General features: G+C 71.7%; 16 protein-coding genes and 1 pseudogene. 7 read left to right on the forward strand and 10 right to left on the reverse strand.

Translation table 11 applies throughout. From position 1 onward, the window contains the following. Positions 1 to 196 precede the first annotated feature (196 nt). The 3 genes from guaB to AB0F11_RS14295 form a co-directional block, all read right to left on the reverse strand. Positions 197 to 1,702, reverse strand: coding sequence for an IMP dehydrogenase (gene guaB / locus AB0F11_RS14285; RefSeq protein ID WP_362172350.1), 1,506 nt, complete (start codon positions 1,700 to 1,702; stop codon positions 197 to 199). A 146-nt stretch (positions 1,703 to 1,848) separates the two neighbouring features. Further along, on the reverse strand, positions 1,849 to 2,478 hold the full coding sequence (locus AB0F11_RS14290; RefSeq protein WP_362172352.1) for a sigma-70 family RNA polymerase sigma factor: 630 nt from the start codon (positions 2,476 to 2,478) through the stop codon (positions 1,849 to 1,851). Positions 2,479 to 2,905: 427 nt separating this feature from the next. Then, positions 2,906 to 3,517 (reverse strand): response regulator transcription factor, encoded by a 612-nt coding sequence (locus tag AB0F11_RS14295; protein WP_003948568.1) that lies wholly within the window; start codon positions 3,515 to 3,517, stop codon positions 2,906 to 2,908. 379 nt (positions 3,518 to 3,896) lie between these two features. On the opposite strand from AB0F11_RS14295, the gene AB0F11_RS14300 reads away from it, so the two are divergent. Further along, entirely contained in the window at positions 3,897 to 4,223 is a 327-nt protein-coding gene (locus tag AB0F11_RS14300) for a WhiB family transcriptional regulator (protein ID WP_362172354.1), read from the forward strand. Positions 4,224 to 4,341: 118 nt separating this feature from the next. On the opposite strand, the gene AB0F11_RS14305 is transcribed toward AB0F11_RS14300, so the two are convergent. Further along, complete coding sequence (locus AB0F11_RS14305; protein WP_362172356.1) at positions 4,342 to 5,289, reverse strand: LysR family transcriptional regulator; 948 nt, start codon at positions 5,287 to 5,289, stop codon at positions 4,342 to 4,344. Between the two features lie 97 nt (positions 5,290 to 5,386). On the opposite strand from AB0F11_RS14305, the gene AB0F11_RS14310 reads away from it, so the two are divergent. From AB0F11_RS14310 to AB0F11_RS14320, 3 genes are all read left to right on the forward strand, one after another. Beyond that, positions 5,387 to 6,055, forward strand: a complete 669-nt coding sequence (locus AB0F11_RS14310; RefSeq protein WP_362172358.1) for an MOSC domain-containing protein — start codon at positions 5,387 to 5,389, stop codon at positions 6,053 to 6,055. Positions 6,056 to 6,173: 118 nt separating this feature from the next. After that, positions 6,174 to 6,947, forward strand: coding sequence for an SDR family NAD(P)-dependent oxidoreductase (locus tag AB0F11_RS14315; protein ID WP_362172360.1), 774 nt, complete (start codon positions 6,174 to 6,176; stop codon positions 6,945 to 6,947). Between the two features lie 94 nt (positions 6,948 to 7,041). Beyond that, positions 7,042 to 7,731, forward strand: a complete 690-nt coding sequence (locus AB0F11_RS14320; protein WP_362172362.1) for an ester cyclase — start codon at positions 7,042 to 7,044, stop codon at positions 7,729 to 7,731. Positions 7,732 to 7,906: 175 nt separating this feature from the next. Here the strand turns inward: AB0F11_RS14320 and groL are convergent, their stop codons facing one another. Together groL and groES are read right to left on the reverse strand one after the other, a co-directional pair. Then, positions 7,907 to 9,538 carry a chaperonin GroEL gene (groL, locus tag AB0F11_RS14325; RefSeq protein ID WP_362172364.1) on the reverse strand — a complete coding sequence of 544 codons (1,632 nt, stop codon included), beginning with the start codon at positions 9,536 to 9,538 and terminating at the stop codon, positions 7,907 to 7,909. A 113-nt stretch (positions 9,539 to 9,651) separates the two neighbouring features. Next, positions 9,652 to 9,960: a co-chaperone GroES gene (gene groES, locus AB0F11_RS14330; protein WP_179174625.1), complete on the reverse strand. Its 309-nt coding sequence runs from the start codon at positions 9,958 to 9,960 to the stop codon at positions 9,652 to 9,654. A gap of 349 nt (positions 9,961 to 10,309) precedes the next feature. Here groES and AB0F11_RS14335 point away from each other — a divergent pair, with 349 nt between their 5' ends. Continuing rightward, positions 10,310 to 11,716: an FtsW/RodA/SpoVE family cell cycle protein gene (locus AB0F11_RS14335; RefSeq protein WP_362172367.1), complete on the forward strand. Its 1,407-nt coding sequence runs from the start codon at positions 10,310 to 10,312 to the stop codon at positions 11,714 to 11,716. On the opposite strand, the gene AB0F11_RS14340 is transcribed toward AB0F11_RS14335, so the two are convergent. The 3 genes from AB0F11_RS14340 to AB0F11_RS14350 all read right to left on the reverse strand — a co-directional run bounded on the left by AB0F11_RS14340 (position 11,700) and on the right by AB0F11_RS14350 (position 13,972). After that, the gene (locus AB0F11_RS14340) at positions 11,700 to 12,056 is read right to left on the reverse strand and encodes a hypothetical protein (RefSeq protein ID WP_362172370.1); all 357 of its coding nucleotides are present in this window, start codon (positions 12,054 to 12,056) and stop codon (positions 11,700 to 11,702) included. The two genes, AB0F11_RS14335 and AB0F11_RS14340, sit on opposite strands and share 17 nt — an antisense overlap. 165 nt (positions 12,057 to 12,221) lie before the next feature. Then, complete coding sequence (locus AB0F11_RS14345; protein ID WP_362172373.1) at positions 12,222 to 13,109, reverse strand: polysaccharide deacetylase family protein; 888 nt, start codon at positions 13,107 to 13,109, stop codon at positions 12,222 to 12,224. Continuing rightward, positions 13,106 to 13,972: a polysaccharide deacetylase family protein gene (locus AB0F11_RS14350; RefSeq protein WP_362172375.1), complete on the reverse strand. Its 867-nt coding sequence runs from the start codon at positions 13,970 to 13,972 to the stop codon at positions 13,106 to 13,108. Before AB0F11_RS14350 ends, AB0F11_RS14345 begins: the two co-directional genes overlap by 4 nt. Before the next feature lie 412 nt (positions 13,973 to 14,384). Between AB0F11_RS14350 and AB0F11_RS14355 the strand changes: the two are divergent. Next, positions 14,385 to 14,594: pseudogene (locus AB0F11_RS14355) on the forward strand (SAM-dependent methyltransferase); the annotation flags it as partial. 90 nt (positions 14,595 to 14,684) lie between these two features. Further along, positions 14,685 to 15,857: an SAM-dependent methyltransferase gene (locus AB0F11_RS14360; protein ID WP_362172632.1), complete on the forward strand. Its 1,173-nt coding sequence runs from the start codon at positions 14,685 to 14,687 to the stop codon at positions 15,855 to 15,857. Here the strand turns inward: AB0F11_RS14360 and AB0F11_RS14365 are convergent. After that, on the reverse strand, positions 15,844 to 16,467 hold the full coding sequence (locus AB0F11_RS14365; protein ID WP_362172378.1) for a hypothetical protein: 624 nt from the start codon (positions 16,465 to 16,467) through the stop codon (positions 15,844 to 15,846). The genes AB0F11_RS14360 and AB0F11_RS14365 overlap by 14 nt on opposite strands. Positions 16,468 to 16,530: the final 63 nt, after the last annotated feature.

The following is a 16,530-nucleotide window of genomic DNA, read 5'->3' on the forward strand; positions in this document are numbered from 1 at the left end:
TTCTTGAAATTGTCACTGGATATCAGACTTTTTATCTTCCTAACACCTCAAACGCCGGCGGGGCTGGATAGTGCCGCGCAGCGGCACTATCCAGCCCGCGCGGCGTTTGAGCGCAGCGGCAGCCGCCCGCGGCGGAACGGGCGAGGGGCGGCCCCGGGGTGTCCGGGTCCGCCCCTCGGGCAGGGTCGAGAGGGCGTCAGCCCTGACGGCTGTAGTTCGGGGCCTCGACCGTCATCTGGATGTCGTGCGGGTGGCTCTCCTTGAGGCCCGCCGAGGTGATCCGCACGAACCGGCCGCGGTCCTGGAGCTCCGGCACCGTACGGCCGCCGACGTAGAACATCGACTGCCGCAGACCGCCGACCAGCTGGTGGACGACCGCCGCGAGCGGGCCGCGGTAGGGGACCTGGCCCTCGATGCCCTCGGGGATGAGCTTGTCGTCGCCGCCCACGCCCTCCTGGAAGTACCGGTCCTTGGAGAAGGACTTCCGGTCGCCACGGGACTGCATCGCGCCGAGCGAGCCCATGCCGCGGTAGGACTTGAACTGCTTGCCGTTGATGAAGAGCAGCTCGCCCGGGGACTCCTCGCAGCCCGCGAGCAGCGAGCCGAGCATCACCGTGTCGGCGCCCGCGACCAGGGCCTTGGCGATGTCGCCGGAGTACTGCAGGCCGCCGTCGCCGATGACCGGGACGCCCGCGGCCTTGGCGGCCAGCGAGGCCTCGTAGATCGCGGTGACCTGCGGGACGCCGATGCCGGCGACGACGCGGGTGGTGCAGATGGAGCCGGGGCCGACGCCGACCTTGATGCCGTCGCAGCCGGCGTCGACGAGCGCCTGGGCGCCGTCACGGGTGGCGACGTTGCCGCCGATGACGTCGACGGACGAGTTCGACTTGATCTTGGCGACCATGTCGCCGACCAGGCGGGAGTGGCCGTGCGCGGTGTCGACGACGATGAAGTCGGCACCGGCCTCGATCAGGGCCTGGGCGCGCTCGTACGCGTCGCCCGCGACGCCGACCGCGGCGCCGACCAGGAGGCGGCCGTCCTTGTCCTTGGCGGCGTTGGGGTACTTCTCCGCCTTGACGAAGTCCTTGACGGTGATAAGGCCCTTGAGGACGCCCGCGTCGTCGACCAGCGGCAGCTTCTCGATCTTGTGGCGGCGCAGCAGCTCCATGGCGTCCACGCCGGAGATGCCGACCTTGCCGGTGACCAGCGGCATCGGGGTCATGACCTCGCGCACCTGGCGGCTGCGGTCCGACTCGAAGGCCATGTCGCGGTTGGTGACGATGCCGAGCAGCCTGCCGGCGGGGTCGGTGACCGGGACGCCGGAGATGCGGAACTTGGCGCACAGCTCGTCGGCCTCGCGCAGCGTGGCGTCCGGGTGCACCGTGATCGGGTCGGTGACCATGCCGGACTCGGAGCGCTTGACCAGGTCGACCTGGTTGGCCTGGTCGGCGATGGAGAGGTTGCGGTGCAGCACGCCGACGCCGCCCTGGCGGGCCATCGCGATGGCCATGCGGGACTCGGTCACCTTGTCCATCGCCGCGGAGAGCAGCGGGACGTTGACGCGGACGTTCCGCGAGATGAGGGAGGAAGTGTCGATCTCGTCCGGTGCCATGTCCGACGCGCCCGGCAGCAGCAGGACGTCGTCGTACGTAAGCCCGAGCGCAGCGAATTTGTCGGGCACTCCGTCGGAGTTGACAGTCATGACACCTTCCCAAATGGTCTTGCTCAGCGCGGATGTCCATGCTAACGGGATCGGGACGCGTCTCATTCCACGAGCGAGATCACTCCCAATTTTCGTGGCTTCCTCCTATTGATCGGGGATCTCCGGAGGGGTCGAACCACCCGCTGCTACTGCTCGGCGAGTGCCCGCAGCCGGCTGAGCGCCCGGTGCTGGGCGACCCGCACCGCGCCCGGGGACATCCCGAGCATCTGGCCGGTCTCCTCGGCGGTCAGCCCGACGGCGACGCGCAGCACGAGGAGCTCGCGCTGCGTCTCGGGCAGGTTGGCCAGGAGCTTGCGGGCCCAGGCGGCGTCGCTGCTGAGCAGGGCGCGCTCCTCGGGGCCCAGGGAGTCGTCTGGCCGCTCGGGCATCTCGTCGGAGGGCACGGCCGTGCTGCCGGGGTGGCGCATGGCGGCCCGCTGGAGGTCGGCGACCTTGTGCGCGGCGATGGCGAAGACGAAGGCCTCGAAGGGGCGGCCGGTGTCCCGGTAGCGCGGCAGCGCCATCAGGACGGCGACGCAGACCTCCTGCGCCAGGTCCTCGACGAAGTGGCGGGCGTCCCCGGGCAGCCGCGAGAGCCGGGTGCGGCAGTAGCGGATGGCCAGGGGGTGCACGAAGGCGAGCAGGTCGTGTGTGGCCTGCTCGTCGCCTTCCACGGCGCGGCGCACCAGCGCACTGACGGCCCCGGCGCTGCCGCCTTTGGCGGCTCCCGCGGGCCCTGTGGCCGCGGAGGAGCCCAGGGCCTCGTCGTCGCGCATCAATCCATGGTGCCTTGGCGCCGGAGCGTTCGCGGCACCTCGGCCCGTGTTGTGCATCGAAGCGTTATGAGCGGGTGCGCCTGAACTCTTCACTGCGCCCTCCCCTCCCGCTCGCCCGAATAGTCCCCGAGGCCCCATCCCAGAAAATGCGCCACACCCTCAAGCATGCGGCATCGCGCACGAAGCGACACGTCCCCCGGATTGTGCCCCGCCAACCCCCCGCTACGCACGGGGTGCGACGGGACGGATACGGACCGGTTCCCGGATCGGCGATCCGCGGAACGGCGGATCGGCGGATCGGCGGCCGCCCGGATCCGCGTCGCGCCCCGGAGGGACACGTCGCGCCCGGTGCGCGCCGCCCCGCCCGCCTGCGGCGGACGGGACCGCTCGGCGTCCGGCCCTCAGCGTCCGGCCCGCGGGAGCGCGGTCAGCGGACCAGGCCCCAGCGGAACCCGAGCGCCACGGCGTGCGCCCGGTCGGAGGCGCCCAGCTTCTTGAAGAGCCGGCGGGCGTGCGTCTTGACCGTGTCCTCGGAGAGGAAGAGCTCGCGCCCGATCTCCGCGTTGGACCGGCCGTGGCTCATGCCCTCCAGCACCTGGATCTCGCGCGCGGTGAGCGTGGGCGCGGCGCCCATCTCGGCCGAGCGGAGCCGGCGCGGCGCCAGGCGCCAGGTCGGATCGGCGAGGGCCTGGGTCACCGTGGCCCGCAGTTCGGCGCGGGAGGCGTCCTTGTGCAGGTAGCCGCGGGCACCGGCGGCGACCGCGAGGGCCACCCCGTCGAGGTCCTCCGCCACGGTCAGCATGATGATGCGGGCGCCGGGGTCGGCCGAGAGCAGCCGGCGCACCGTCTCCACACCGCCTAGCCCGGGCATCCGTACGTCCATCAGAATCAGGTCGGAGCGGTCGGCACCCCAGCGGCGGAGGACTTCCTCGCCGTTGGCAGCCGTCGTCACACGCTCGACGCCGGGCACGGTGGCAACCGCGCGACGGAGCGCCTCTCGGGCAAGCGGGGAGTCGTCGCAGACGAGGACGGAAGTCATGACCGCCCTCCGCAGCTGCTGATGCGCGTCACCTTGAGCCTCCAGGCTGGTACGTATCGTCACCTGTGCGGTCGATGCTCTCGGACACCTGTCCGGGAACTTGTTGGTTCAACCGCCTTCGCTCTCTCAACGATGGTCACTCGAAAGAGTTACGGGTCGGACGGACACCTTCGGCACTCTACGTGAGGACGCGATCACACGACTGGCGCCACTCGCCAGTCGTCCTCCATCTGGAGGTATGCCCTATTTGGCGGCTTTCCTTCCGTTTGGCACGTGTCTGAGGCTAGATTCCCAATGAGTCATATTTACATCTACTACGACAGTAGGTGTGGAGACTTGGACCGTATCCGTCTCAGTACCGGCACCAAGAGGACTACCCATGGCAGATTTCTCCCGCCTCCCCGGACCGAACGCCGACCTCTGGGACTGGCAGCTGCTGGCCGCCTGCCGGGGAGTCGACAGCTCCCTCTTCTTCCACCCCGAGGGCGAGCGCGGTGCGGCCAGGAGTGCGCGTGAGGCCTCGGCTAAAGAGGTCTGCATGCGCTGCCCGGTGCGTTCGGAATGCGCCGCGCACGCCCTGGCCGTCCGCGAGCCCTACGGGGTGTGGGGCGGCCTCACCGAGGACGAGCGCGAGGAGCTGATGGGCCGCGCCCGCCATCGACTGATCCCCGCGTCGAGCACGATCGGACGGACCGCCCCGGACTGACGGGGCGAGAGAAGGAACGTTTCCTCTGGCCGGGGGCGGGCCCCGTACGGCCGCGCGGGCGCGCAGGGGCGGGCCTCCGTACGGCCGCGCGGGCGCGCACGCGACGCCGGTGCGCGCCTCAGCGGACGGCGGCCCGCTCCAGCTGGGCGAGGGTCGCGGCCACGGCCGGTACGCGGGCCAGGTCGGGCAGGGTCAGCGCCACGATCTCGCGTTCGACGGCCGGCTCCACGGCCAGCATGCTCACGCCCTTGGCCCGTACGGACTCCACCGCGAGCTCCGGCAGCACCGCGACGCCCAGCCCGGCCCCGACGAGGCCGGCCACGGCCGGGTAGTCGTCGGTGGCGAAGTCGATGCGCGGGGTGAAGCCCGCGTCCTCGCACACCTCGACCAGATGGCGGCGGCAGCGCGGGCACCCCGCGATCCACGGCTCGTCCGCGAGCTCCGCCATGCCCACCCGCTCGGCCCCGGCCAGCCGGTGCCCCTCGGGGACCAGCCCGACGAGCCGGTCCGTCAGCAGCGGCCGTACGACGAGGTCGTCCCACTCGGCGGGGGCGTCCGAGGCGGCGGCCCGCCCGCCGTCCGGACCCGCACCGGAAACGGCACCCGGGGCCGATGCGTAGCGGAAGGCCAGCGCCACGTCGCAGTCGCCGTCGCGCAGCATCTCCACCGAGCGCGGCGGCTCCGCCTCGACCAGCGAGATCCGGGTCCCCGGGTGCTCGGCCCGCATCGCGGCGAGCGCGGTCGGCACCAGGGTGGAGCTGCCGCTCGGGAAGGACACGAGCCGCACCCGCCCGGCGCGCAGCCCGGCGATGGCCGCGACCTCCTCCTCGGCGGCGGTGAGCCCGGCGAGGATCCCGGCGGCGTGCCGGACCAGCGCGGCGCCGGCCTGCGTCAGCCGCATCTCGCGGCCTGCGCGGACGATCAGCGGGGTGCCGGCCGACTGCTCCAGCGCCTTCATCTGCTGGGAGACGGCGGGCTGGGTGCAGCCGAGTTCGCGGGCGGCGGCGGAGAAGGAGCCGGTAGCGGCCACGGCGCGCAGGACGCGGAGATGACGTGCCTCGATCACCCTTCGAGCATAAGCCCCGCTTTGAAGGCCGCGCCAATATTCCGGCGCCGCTTTGAGGACTCCCGGGCCCCGGCCGGCGTGTGCTCTCATGGCGCCCATGCATGTGATCTCCGTGAACACCGGCCGAGCGACGGCCTCCGAGCACACCGACGCCGAGGGCGGGGTGACGGGCATAGGCAAGCGGCCGGTCCCCGGCCCGGTCCACGTCTTCGCCCCGGGCCCCAGGGGCGTCGGCGCGAGCGGCGTGGAGGGCGACACCGTCTGCGACCTGCGCCACCACGGCGGCGACCACCAGGCGGTGTACGCGTACGCCCGCGAGGACCTGGACTGGTGGGAGGGGCAGTTGGGGCGCGAGCTGCCCGGCGGGATCTTCGGCGAGAACCTCACCACCTCCGGCATCGACGTGAACGGCGCCCTGCTCGGCGAGCGCTGGCGGATCGGCGCGGAGCTGGTCCTGGAGGTGGCCTCGGGCCGCATCCCGTGCCGCACCTTCCAGGGGGCGCTGGGCGAGCAGGCCTGGGTCAGGCGGTACACCGAGGCCGTGCGGCCGGGCGCGTACCTGCGCGTGGTGCAGGAGGGCCCGGTCTCGCCCGGCGACACGGTCGAGGTGCTGAGCCGTCCGGACCACGACGTGACCGTCGGGCTGTGGTTCCGCGCGTTCACCACGGAGCGCGCGCTGCTGCCGCGCACGCTCGCGGCGGGCGCGGCGATGGAGCCACAGGCGCACGCGAAGGTGCACAAGTACATCGAGAAGTACGGGAAGTAGCCGCCCGGCGACGCATGCGCGATCACCGGCGGCGCGCGTGCGGCAGGAAAGCGGACGAAGTGGTACCGCCATGGCGGGCCCGCACCGGCCCGCCGCCCGGGGCGGCTAGGTTGCGGCTATGACGACTGCGTTGATCACTGGATCCACGGCGGGCATCGGCGCCGCCTTCGCCCGCCGGCTGGCCGCGCGGGGCCACAACCTGGTCCTGGTGGCCCGGGACACCAAGCGGCTCGCCGAACAGGCCACCGAGCTGCACGACCGGCACGGCATCGAGGCCGAGGTGCTGGCCGCCGACCTGTCCACCGAGGAGGGCATCGCGGCGGTCGAGCAGCGCCTCGGCGACCGCACGCACCCGGTGGACCTGCTGGTGAACAACGCCGGGTTCGGCAACAAGGGCCGCTACCTCGAGGTGGCCATGGCCGACGAGCTGGCCATGCTGAAGGTGCACGTCGAGGCCGTGCTGCGGCTGACCTCGGCGGCCACCGAGTCGATGCGCTCGCGCGGCCGGGGCGGCGTGGTCAACGTGGCCTCGGTGGCGGCGTTCGTACCGCGCGGGACGTACGGGGCCAGCAAGGCCTGGGTCGTGCAGTTCACGCAGGGCGCGGCGCGGGACCTGGCGGGTTCGGGCGTGCGGCTGATGGCGCTGTGCCCGGGCTTCGTGCGCACGGAGTTCCACCAGCGGGCCGGCATGGGCACGGACAACATCCCCGGCTGGATGTGGCTGGACGCAGACAAGTTGGTGGCCGCGGCCCTGGACGACCTGGCCCGCGGCAGGACGGTGTCGATCCCGGACCCGCGGTACAAGGCGCTGATGGGTGTGGTGAAGCTGGCGCCGCGCGGGCTGCTGGGCGGACTGTCCTCGCGCACGGGCCGCAAGTACGGGCCCCGGTAGCGGGGGCGACGGCCGGGCGGCCTGCATCGACAAACCGGCCGAACGGATGAAATCTCCCTAAAATGGATGCATCCCTTCCAGCCCGGGAGACACCATGACATTCGTACAAATTGTCGATTATGAGACCAGCAGGCCCGAGGCCGTCAACGATCTGCTCGACCGCTATCTGGAACAGACCAACGGCAAGCGCACCGTGACGCACAGCGTCATCGGCAGGGACCGGGAATCCGAGACGCACTTTGTCGACGTGGTCGAATTCCCGTCGTACGAAGACGCCATGAAGAACTCTCACCTCCCGGAGACGGACAGGATGTTCCAGGAGATGGTGGCTCTCTGCGACGGGATGCCCCGCTTCACCAACCTCGACGTGGTCCGCGACGAGCACCTCAACACCCTGTGCGTGAACCGGATGTTCGACGACGTCGCGATGAGGGGCGACATGGACGCCGTCGAGGAGATCTTCGCGGCCGACTACCGCGACCACGACATCAGCAACCCCGTCGACAAGATCGGGCGCGAGGGCATCCGCGAGGACGTGCAGATGTGGCGCAGCGCCTTCGACTTCTCCTTCACCCGTGACGCGCAGATGGCCCAGGACGACTACGTGACCACGCTGTGGACCTGGACCGGCAAGCACAAGGGCGAGTTCATGGGCATCGCCCCGACCGGCAAGACCTGCACGATGACCGGCACCACGGTCTTCCGGTGCGAGGACGGAATGATCAAGGAAGGCTGGTGGCACTACGACGTCATGCGCGTCATGCGGGAGCTCGGCGCGATGTAGGCGCGGGCGCGGCGCAGGCGTGGCGCAGGCGTGGGTGTAGCAGCCCCGTCGGGCGGGGCCGCACACGGCGAAGGCCCCGGTCCGCCACCGCTGGACAGCGGTGGCGGACCGGGGCCTTTCGGCGCGGTCAGGACCCCGACGGGTCAGCGCCCGGCGCGGTCAGGACCCCGACGGGTCAGTGGCTGTGGCCGTGACCGTGGCCGTGACCGTGGGCGTCGGCCTCCTCCTCGGCCGGCTTCTCGACGACCAGGGTCTCGGTCGTGAGCAGCAGGGAGGCGATGGAGGCGGCGTTCTCCAGGGCGGAGCGGGTGACCTTGACCGGGTCGATGACGCCGGCCTTGACCAGGTCGCCGTACTCGCCGGTGGCGGCGTTGAAGCCCTGGCCCTTGTCGAGCTCCGCCACCTTCGAGGTGATGACGTAGCCCTCGAGGCCGGCGTTCTCGGCGATCCAGCGCAGCGGCTCGACGGCGGCGCGGCGGACGACCGCGACACCCGTGCCCTCGTCGCCGGTCAGGCCCAGGTTGTCGCCGAGCACCTTCACGGCGTGGACGAGCGCGGAGCCACCACCGGAGACGATGCCCTCCTCGACCGCGGCGCGGGTCGCGGAGATGGCGTCCTCCAGACGGTGCTTCTTCTCCTTGAGCTCCACCTCGGTGGCGGCGCCGACCTTGATGACGCAGACGCCGCCGGCGAGCTTCGCCAGGCGCTCCTGCAGCTTCTCGCGGTCCCAGTCCGAGTCGGTCGCCTCGATCTCGGCCTTGATCTGGTTGACGCGGCCCAGGACGTCGTCGGAGGAGCCGGCGCCGTCGACGATGGTGGTGTCGTCCTTGCTGATGGTCACGCGGCGCGCGGTGCCCAGGATGTCCAGACCGGCCTGGTCGAGCTTGAGGCCGACCTCCTCGGCGATGACGGTGGCACCGGTGAGGGTGGCCATGTCCTGCAGCATCGCCTTGCGGCGGTCACCGAAGCCCGGAGCCTTGACGGCGACCGCGTTGAAGGTGCCGCGGATCTTGTTGACGACCAGGGTCGACAGGGCCTCGCCCTCGACGTCCTCGGCGATGATCAGCAGCGGCTTGGAGCCACCCGCCTGGATGACCTTCTCCAGCAGCGGCAGCAGGTCCTGGATCGAGGAGATCTTGCCCTGGTGGATCAGGATGTAGGGGTCCTCGAGGACCGCCTCCATGCGCTCCTGGTCCGTGACGAAGTACGGCGACAGGTAGCCCTTGTCGAAGGCCATGCCCTCGGTGAACTCGAGCTCCAGGCCGAAGGCGTTGGACTCCTCGACGGTGATGACACCGTCCTTGCCGACCTTGTCCATCGCCTCGGCGATGAGCTCGCCGACCTGCTGGTCCTGGGCGGACAGCGCGGCCACGGCGGCGATGTCGGACTTGTCCTCGATCGGGCGGGCGGTGGCGAGGAGCTCCTCGGAGACCGCCTTGACCGCCGCGTCGATGCCCTTCTTCAGGGCGGCCGGGGAGGCGCCGGCGGCGACGTTGCGCAGGCCCTCGCGGACCAGCGCCTGGGCCAGGACCGTGGCGGTGGTGGTGCCGTCACCCGCGATGTCGTTGGTCTTGGTCGCCACCTCCTTCACCAGCTGCGCACCGAGGTTCTCGTACGGGTCGTCCAGCTCGACCTCGCGGGCGATGGTGACACCGTCGTTGGTGATGGTGGGGGCGCCGAACTTCTTGTCGATGACGACGTTGCGGCCCTTGGGGCCGATCGTCACCTTGACCGTGTCGGCAAGCTTGTTGACGCCGCGCTCGAGGGCGCGACGGGCGTCCTCGTCGAACTTCAGGATCTTCGCCATGGGAGCGGTTCAGCCCTCTCGGAAAACTCGGGTTTCAACGAACCGCGCCCCTCGCCGCCCGGCAATCAGCGGGGTGACCAGGGGCGCAGCTCAAAGCAGTGCGGTGAAGCGAATTACTTCTCGATGATCGCGAGCACGTCGCGAGCCGAGAGGACGAGGTACTCCTCGCCGCTGTACTTCACTTCGGTGCCGCCGTACTTGCTGTACAGCACGATGTCGCCGACGCTGACGTCCAGCGGGAGACGCTGGCCGTCCTCGAAGCGGCCCGGGCCCACGGCGAGGACGACGCCCTCCTGGGGCTTCTCCTTCGCGGTGTCCGGGATGACCAGGCCGGAGGCCGTGGTCTGCTCGGCGTCGAGCGGCTGGACCACGATGCGGTCCTCAAGCGGCTTGATGGCAACCTTGGAGCTGGCGGTCGTCACGATCCGACCTCCCCCTTCGGAGATCTCACGGGGTTAACTGTCTGAGGTGGCGACCAGGTGGATCCGTCGTCGCGGGTGCCGGACCTGCCCGTCGCTGTGTTGGCACTCACCGGGGGCGAGTGCCAGGTGCGAGACTATTCCGGCGATTAGCACTCGGTCAAGCGGAGTGCCAACACGCTCCGTCCGAGTCCCGGATTCGGAGCGTGCCCACAGCACTCCCCGGCCACACTCGGCCGAAACCCTGCGGTTCGGAGCCCTTCCGAAGGGCCCGAAGGAACCATCGGGCGGTGTTTTACGTCTTGCACGATATGAAGCTAAAACGCCTCAATGCCGACCGGATCGGACAGCCGTGCGGGGACTGAGACCGCTGACGACCGCCGGCGCCCGCCGCCGGACCGAGGCCCTGCTCCTCGTCTTCGTCATCGGCATCGCCGTCCTCGGGCACGCGAGCGCGAGCCTCGCCCTCAACGGCGAGCTCCCGGCGAACCTCACCGGTTTCACCATCAGCCTCACCCTGCTGGCGCTGGTGGCCCACCTCGGCGTGCGCCGCTTCGCGGCGTACGCCGATCCCCTGATCCTCCCGCTGGCCATGCTGCTGTCCGGGCTCGGGCTCGTCCTGCTGCACCGGCTCGACCAGTCCTACATCGAGCGGTACGGGGCCGAGGCCAATGCGCCCGGCCAGCTGGTCTGGACGGTGATCGGGGTCGCCGCCTGCCTGCTGGTGGTGGCGCTGCTGCGCGACCACCGGCTGCTCCAGCGGTTCATCTTCCTCACCATGGCCGTCGCGCTGGTGCTGCTGATCGCGCCGGCCTTCTCCCCCGCGGACACCTACGGCGCCAAGCGCTGGATCGTCGTCGGCGGCTTCTCCGCGCAGCCCGGCGAGTTCGTGAAGATCATGATCGCGGTCTTCTTCGCGGGCTACCTGGTGATCCACCGCGACTCCCTGGCCCTGGCCGGCCGGAAGTTCCTGGGCATGCGGCTGCCCCCGATGCGCCAGCTCGCGCCCATCGTCACGGTGTGGATCGTCTCGCTGCTGGTGCTGGTCTTCGAGCGCGACCTGGGCACCTCGCTGATCTTCTTCGGCGTCTTCGTGGTGATGCTGTACGTGGCCACGGAGCGCACCAGCTGGATCGTGTGCGGCCTGCTCATGGCCGCGGGGGGCGCCTTCGTGGTCGGCTCCACCGAGCCCCACGTCAAGGCGCGCGTGGCGGCCTGGCTGAACCCGCTGTCGTACTACTGGAAGGACCGGCCGCCGGGCGTCAACTCCGACCAGTCGGCGCAGGCCCTGTTCAGCTTCGGCACCGGCGGCATGTCGGGCACGGGGCTCGGCATGGGCCACCCGGAGCTGATCAAGTTCGCGGGCCGCAGCGACTTCATCCTGACGACGGTGGGCGAGGAGCTCGGCCTGGCCGGGGTCATGGCCGTCCTGCTCCTGTACGCCCTGCTCGTGCAGCGGGGGCTGCGGATGGCGCTGGGCGCCCGCGACCCCTTCGGCAAGCTGCTGGCGGTCGGCCTGTCGGCGGCCCTGGCCCTGCAGGTCTTCGTGGTGGCGGGCGGCGTGACCGGGCTGATCCCGCTGACCGGCAAGGCGCTGCCGTTCCTGGCGAAGGGCGGCTCGTCCCTGCTGGCCAACTGGATCATGATCGCCCTGCTGCTGCGCATCAGCGACAGCGCGGAGCGGCAGCGGGAGGCGGACAGCCGCGGCCCGGTGGAGACGACGATCACCCCGGTGGTCGCGCTCAGTGGACCACGGTGAAGCTGCGCCAGGGCAGGGTGCCGGGGGCGGTGTCGTTCGACAGGGTGGTGGCGACGTAGATGCCGTCCGCCTTGTCGAACTTCTTGCAGTCCGGCGTCCGGTAGAGCACGACGTCGAGCAGCGTGTTGTTGTGCACGTGGCTCGCGCCGCGCGGCAGGAGGATGCGGTGGCAGCCCTGGACTGGGGTGTTCGAGTGGCTGACCTCGACCGGCGAGTCCTCGGCGCGGAAGCTGAGCTCGCCCACGGTGGTCTTGCCGGCCGAGCAGGCCGTGGCGGTGAGCAGCAGGAGCGAGGCCCCTGCGATGACGGTGATACGCCGGGAGCGGTGCGAGCGGTGCATGGCTCGGTCCTCGTCTGTGCGGGTGCTGGCAGCCGTTACTCGCAGCTTGGCGAACCCGGCGGCATCCGGCATCCGCTGCGCGCCCGGCCGGATGACGGCCGAAGGGGCGACCCGGTCCGGCGGGGGCGGCCGGGCAGCCCGTCAGCCCGTCAGCCCGTCAGCCCGTCAGAGCCAGTCCTCCAGGCGGCCTATGCGGTAGCCCTGGCGCTGGATGCTCTCCAGCATGTGCCGGGTCATCTGGACCTCGTTCTCGCCCTTGAGCTCGGAGGGGCCGCGGAAGTGGGCCAGGATGATGTCGCCCGGCTTGAGGGCCGAGCCCTCGGCGTACTGGAAGTCGTTGATCTGCATCGACGCCTTCCACAGCACGACCTGCGTGATGCCGCACTCGGCGGCCGCCTTGAGGGTGTCGTCGTTGTAGTTGCCGTACGGCGGGCGGAAGCGGGTGGGCTTGGCGCCGAAGCGCTTCTCCAGGCGCTCCTGCTGACCGCATATCTCCTTCTTCTGCGCCGCGAAGGGCAGCGTGCGCAGGTTCGGGTGGGTCAGCGTGTGGTTGTTTATCGTGCTGCCGGAGCCGTTGTCGCGGATCTTCTCGAAGTGGCCGTAGTCCGACGAGGCGATGTTGTCCGTCAGGAACATGCTGATCGGCAGCTTGAGGTCGGCCGCCATCTTCAGGAACTCGGGGTCCTTCTCGGCACCGTCGTCGAAGGTCAGGAAGACGATCTTCTCGCCCGCGGGGACAGGTATTCGGTCCACCACCTGGGCCTTGCCGGGGGCCGGCGGCGGCAGGACCGGCTTCTGCGCGGGCTTCGGCGCGAACTGCACCGGGGCGTTCAGCCCCCACTTCCTGTATGCCTGGTCCCCGGGGCTCGCCGCCGAGGGGGACCCGCTCGGGGAAGCCGACGCCGCCGCGGAGGCCGACGGGGTGGCGTGCCCGTCGGTGGTCTTGCGGCCCAGTCGTTCGATCGGGTCCACGCTGTTCCCGCACCCCGTCAGGGACAGGGCGAGCGCGCCGGCCGCCAGCGTTCCGGCCGTCAACCGGCGCGCGTACTTCACAGGTAGTCCTCCAAGCGGGCCACGGCATACCCCTTGTCCGTGACGGTCTTCATGACGTTACGGATCATGTCAGGCATGGAGCCCTTCCAGTCCTCGCGCCCCCGGAAATGCGTGAGGATGATATCTCCGGGATGCAGCTCTCGGTCCCATTCACGGTAGTCCCACCGGTCCGGGAACGCCTCGGCGTTCCAGAGCGGAACCGCTTTGACACCACAGGACTTGGCCGCCTTGAGCGTGTCCTCGTTGTAGTTCCCGTACGGCGGACGGAGCAGCGCCGGGCGCTTGCCGAACTCCCTCTGCATGACGTCCTGCTGGCCGCAGATCTCCTCGCGCTGCTGCTCGTAGGTGAGCGCGGGCAGGTAGCGGTGGTTGAGGGTGTGGTTGTCCAGGGTGACGCCGGCGTCCTGCATCTCCTTGAAGTAGCCGTAGTTGTCGCGGATGAGGTAGTCGTTGAGGAACGCCGTATACGGGATCCTCAGCTCCTTCATCATCTTCAGGAACTCGGGGTCCTTCTCCGCGCCGTCGTCGATGGTCAGGAAGACGACCTTGTCCTCCGTCGGGACGGTCGTGAAGACCGGCGGGAGGTTCTCCTGGCTGTCGACCTCGAAGCCGTCACGGGTGGTGATCTCCGGCTTCGTCTTGGGCGCCGGCGGCGCGGCCAGCGGCGGCTTGGCCAGCTTCCACTTCTTCGCCGCGGCGATGACGGCCTGCCGGGCGGTCTTCTGCTGCTCGGCGGTGAGGGGCGCGGCGGGCCCGCCCGCCGCCTCGGCGCCCTTGCCGGGCTTGGTCCGGACGGGTGAACCGGACTCCGCCGAGCCGCAGGCGGTTCCCAGGGCGGCGACCAGCAGGGCGGCCAGGGCCACCCCGGTCCGGCCGCGCGGGCCGGCTCCGCGCCGGCGACCGTGAAGCGTCGTATGTTCCTTTTGTCGCACAAGCTGCATAGCTGGGCATCCTGGCACCGCGTGCGCGCGCCGCGCGGCCGACACCGCGCGCGGGCGGCGACCTTCCACCGGGTGGCCCACACTGGCCGACAATGAATGAGTGACGCCCGAAGACTTCGCCGACCTGCTGACCCCCGAGGGCCGCGCCCTCCTGGACTCCCTGCGCGACCACGACCCGGCCCAGGAGCTCGCCGTCGCCACCCGGCTGCGCCGCGACCATCCGGCCCACCTGGTCTCCGCCGCGCTCGGGCAGGCCCGGCTGCGGCAGCGCGCGGTGGCGAAGTTCGGCGCCGAGGACGCGTTCCGGATGTACTTCACCCCCGGCGGCGCGGAGATGGCCACCCGGGCCACGGTGGCCGCGTACCGGGCCGGACGGCTCGCGGCGCTCGGCGTGCGCAGCGTCGCCGACCTGTGCTGCGGGATCGGCGGGGACGCCCTGGCCCTGGCCCGGCTCGGCATCCGGGTGCTGGCCGTGGACCGCGACCCGCTGACCGCCGCGGTCGCCCGGGCCAACGCCGAGGCGCTGGGACTGGCGGAGCTGATCGAGGTCCGGGAGGCGGATGTGACCACGGTCGACACCACCGGCTACGACGCCGTCTTCATCGACCCCGCCCGGCGCGGCGGCCGCGGCCGCATCTTCGACCCGGAGGCCTACTCACCCCCGCTGTCATGGGCGGTGGAAACGGCCCGCGCGGCGAGGGTGGCCGCCATCAAGATCGCCCCGGGCATCCCCCACGAGGCGGTCCCCGCCGGCGCCGAAGCGGAATGGATCTCCGACCACGGCGACGTGAAGGAAGCCGTCCTGTGGTTCGGCACCCCCGACTCCCGCCCCGCCGTCGCGCCCCCGGCCGCCGGGGAGCCGGTCACGGACTCGACCGCCGGTGAGACCCCGGCCGGCCGCCCCGCCGCGGCAACCGGCAAGCCGGCCACGAGCGAGGCGGCGGCCGCGGCGCCGGACGGTGGGGCCGGGCTGGCCGGGTCCGGGTCGGCACGGGACGCCGGGGCGACCGCAGGAGCGGTCCCGGACGGCGCCCCCGCCACCGCAACCGGCGCGCCGGCCGCGGACGAGGCACCGGCCGCAGCGCCGGCGGCGCCGGACGGCGGAGCCGGGCGGGCCGGGTCCGGGCGGAGCCCGGGGAACGGGGGAAGGGCGGGTAGGGGACCAGCCCCGCAGGGAGCCCCGACCCCGAGCGGCCTTGCGACCCCCGCCGGCGGGCCGGTCACGGAGCCGGCCGACGGGCCGGGCGCGGGCGACGCGGCGGCCGCAGCGCCGGCGGGACCGGACGGCGGAGCCGGGCGGGTCGGGGCCGGGCGGGTCGGGGCCGGGCCGGGCGCGGTGTCGGCCGGGGGGCCCGTGGTGCGGGCCACGCTGCTGCCCGGGCCGCGCACGCTCCGCAGCTCCGGCCCCGTCGGCGAGGCCCCGGTCGGGCCCGTCGGGCGGTACCTCTACGAGCCCGACGGGGCCGTCATCCGGGCCCACCTCGTCGCGGAGGTCGCCGAACGGCTCGGCGGCCGCCTCATCGACCCCACCATCGCCTACGTCACCGCCGACGAGCTGACCCCCACGCCCTACGCGACCGCGTACGAGATCACCGACGTGCTCCCGTTCGGCCTGAAGAAGCTCAAGGCGCTGCTGCGCGAGCGCGAGGTCGGCATCCTGACCGTGAAGAAGCGCGGCTCGGCCATCGAGCCGGAGGAGCTCCGCAAGAAGGTCAAGCCGCAGGGCCCGCACGCGGCGACTGTGTTCCTGACCCGCGTCGCGGGCGCCCCCTCGATGCTGATCGGCTCGCCGGTCAGCGCCCCGTAGGCCGGCGTACGGCGCGCACCGCCCAGCGGTAGTGCGCGCCGGCCTTGGCCAGGCCCAGCAGGCCGGTGATCCACAGGACCATGCCGAGGCCCATGTAGTACGCCACCTCGCCGTACGTGGTCTCCCCCGGCCGGGCCGAGGCCGCGGCGGCGAAGGCCACGTACAGCCCGAACGCGGCGGGCACGAAGGAGGCCAGCACCCAGGCCAGGCTCAGCCCCGGCGCGCGCAGCCGGGCGTCGGCGGCCGGGTCGCGGTCGCAGGCGGCCCAGGCCCGCAGCAGCCGGCGCACCTCCCGGTCGCGGCGGGCGCCGCGCGCGAACCAGAACCCGCCCGGGACGAGCACCCCGGCCCCCAGCACCGCGAAGACGACCCCGAAGACGGCGGAGAACGCCTCGGGGCTCTCGAAGGACATCAGCGCCATGCCGACGAAGGACCAGCCGAGCGCGAAGACCGCGGCGACGGCCCAGAGCAGCAGCAGCCGGTCCAGGCCGAGGCTGAGCCGGCCCAGCTCCTGCAGGATGCGCGCGCGGTCGGCCCGTGCGGCGGTCTCGTCCGGCCAGGGGCGCAGGTCCACGGGCGGCGGCGGGGGCGGCAGGTCACGGCGAGGCATGCACATGACCATATCCGGCCGGTGCCGCCGGATCCCGGACCGGATCGCCCGGCCGGGCCGCAC

The sequence above is a fragment of the Streptomyces sp. NPDC032472 genome (genome assembly GCF_040636955.1).
Taxonomy (GTDB): Bacteria; Actinomycetota; Actinomycetes; order Streptomycetales; family Streptomycetaceae; genus Streptomyces.

Excerpts from the sequence above, each read along its gene's own strand:
- guaB (WP_362172350.1), bottom strand. The coding sequence starts at position 1,702 with ATGACTGTCAACTCCGACGGAGTGCCCGACAAATTCGCTGCGCTCGGG.
- AB0F11_RS14290 (WP_362172352.1), bottom strand. The coding sequence starts at position 2,478 with ATGCGCGACGACGAGGCCCTGGGCTCCTCCGCGGCCACAGGGCCCGCG.
- AB0F11_RS14295 (WP_003948568.1), bottom strand. The coding sequence starts at position 3,517 with ATGACTTCCGTCCTCGTCTGCGACGACTCCCCGCTTGCCCGAGAGGCG.
- AB0F11_RS14300 (WP_362172354.1), top strand. The coding sequence starts at position 3,897 with ATGGCAGATTTCTCCCGCCTCCCCGGACCGAACGCCGACCTCTGGGAC.
- AB0F11_RS14310 (WP_362172358.1), top strand. The coding sequence starts at position 5,387 with ATGCATGTGATCTCCGTGAACACCGGCCGAGCGACGGCCTCCGAGCAC.
- AB0F11_RS14315 (WP_362172360.1), top strand. The coding sequence starts at position 6,174 with ATGACGACTGCGTTGATCACTGGATCCACGGCGGGCATCGGCGCCGCC.
- AB0F11_RS14320 (WP_362172362.1), top strand. The coding sequence starts at position 7,042 with ATGACATTCGTACAAATTGTCGATTATGAGACCAGCAGGCCCGAGGCC.
- groL (WP_362172364.1), bottom strand. The coding sequence starts at position 9,538 with ATGGCGAAGATCCTGAAGTTCGACGAGGACGCCCGTCGCGCCCTCGAG.
- AB0F11_RS14340 (WP_362172370.1), bottom strand. The coding sequence starts at position 12,056 with ATGCACCGCTCGCACCGCTCCCGGCGTATCACCGTCATCGCAGGGGCC.
- AB0F11_RS14365 (WP_362172378.1), bottom strand. The coding sequence starts at position 16,467 with ATGCCTCGCCGTGACCTGCCGCCCCCGCCGCCGCCCGTGGACCTGCGC.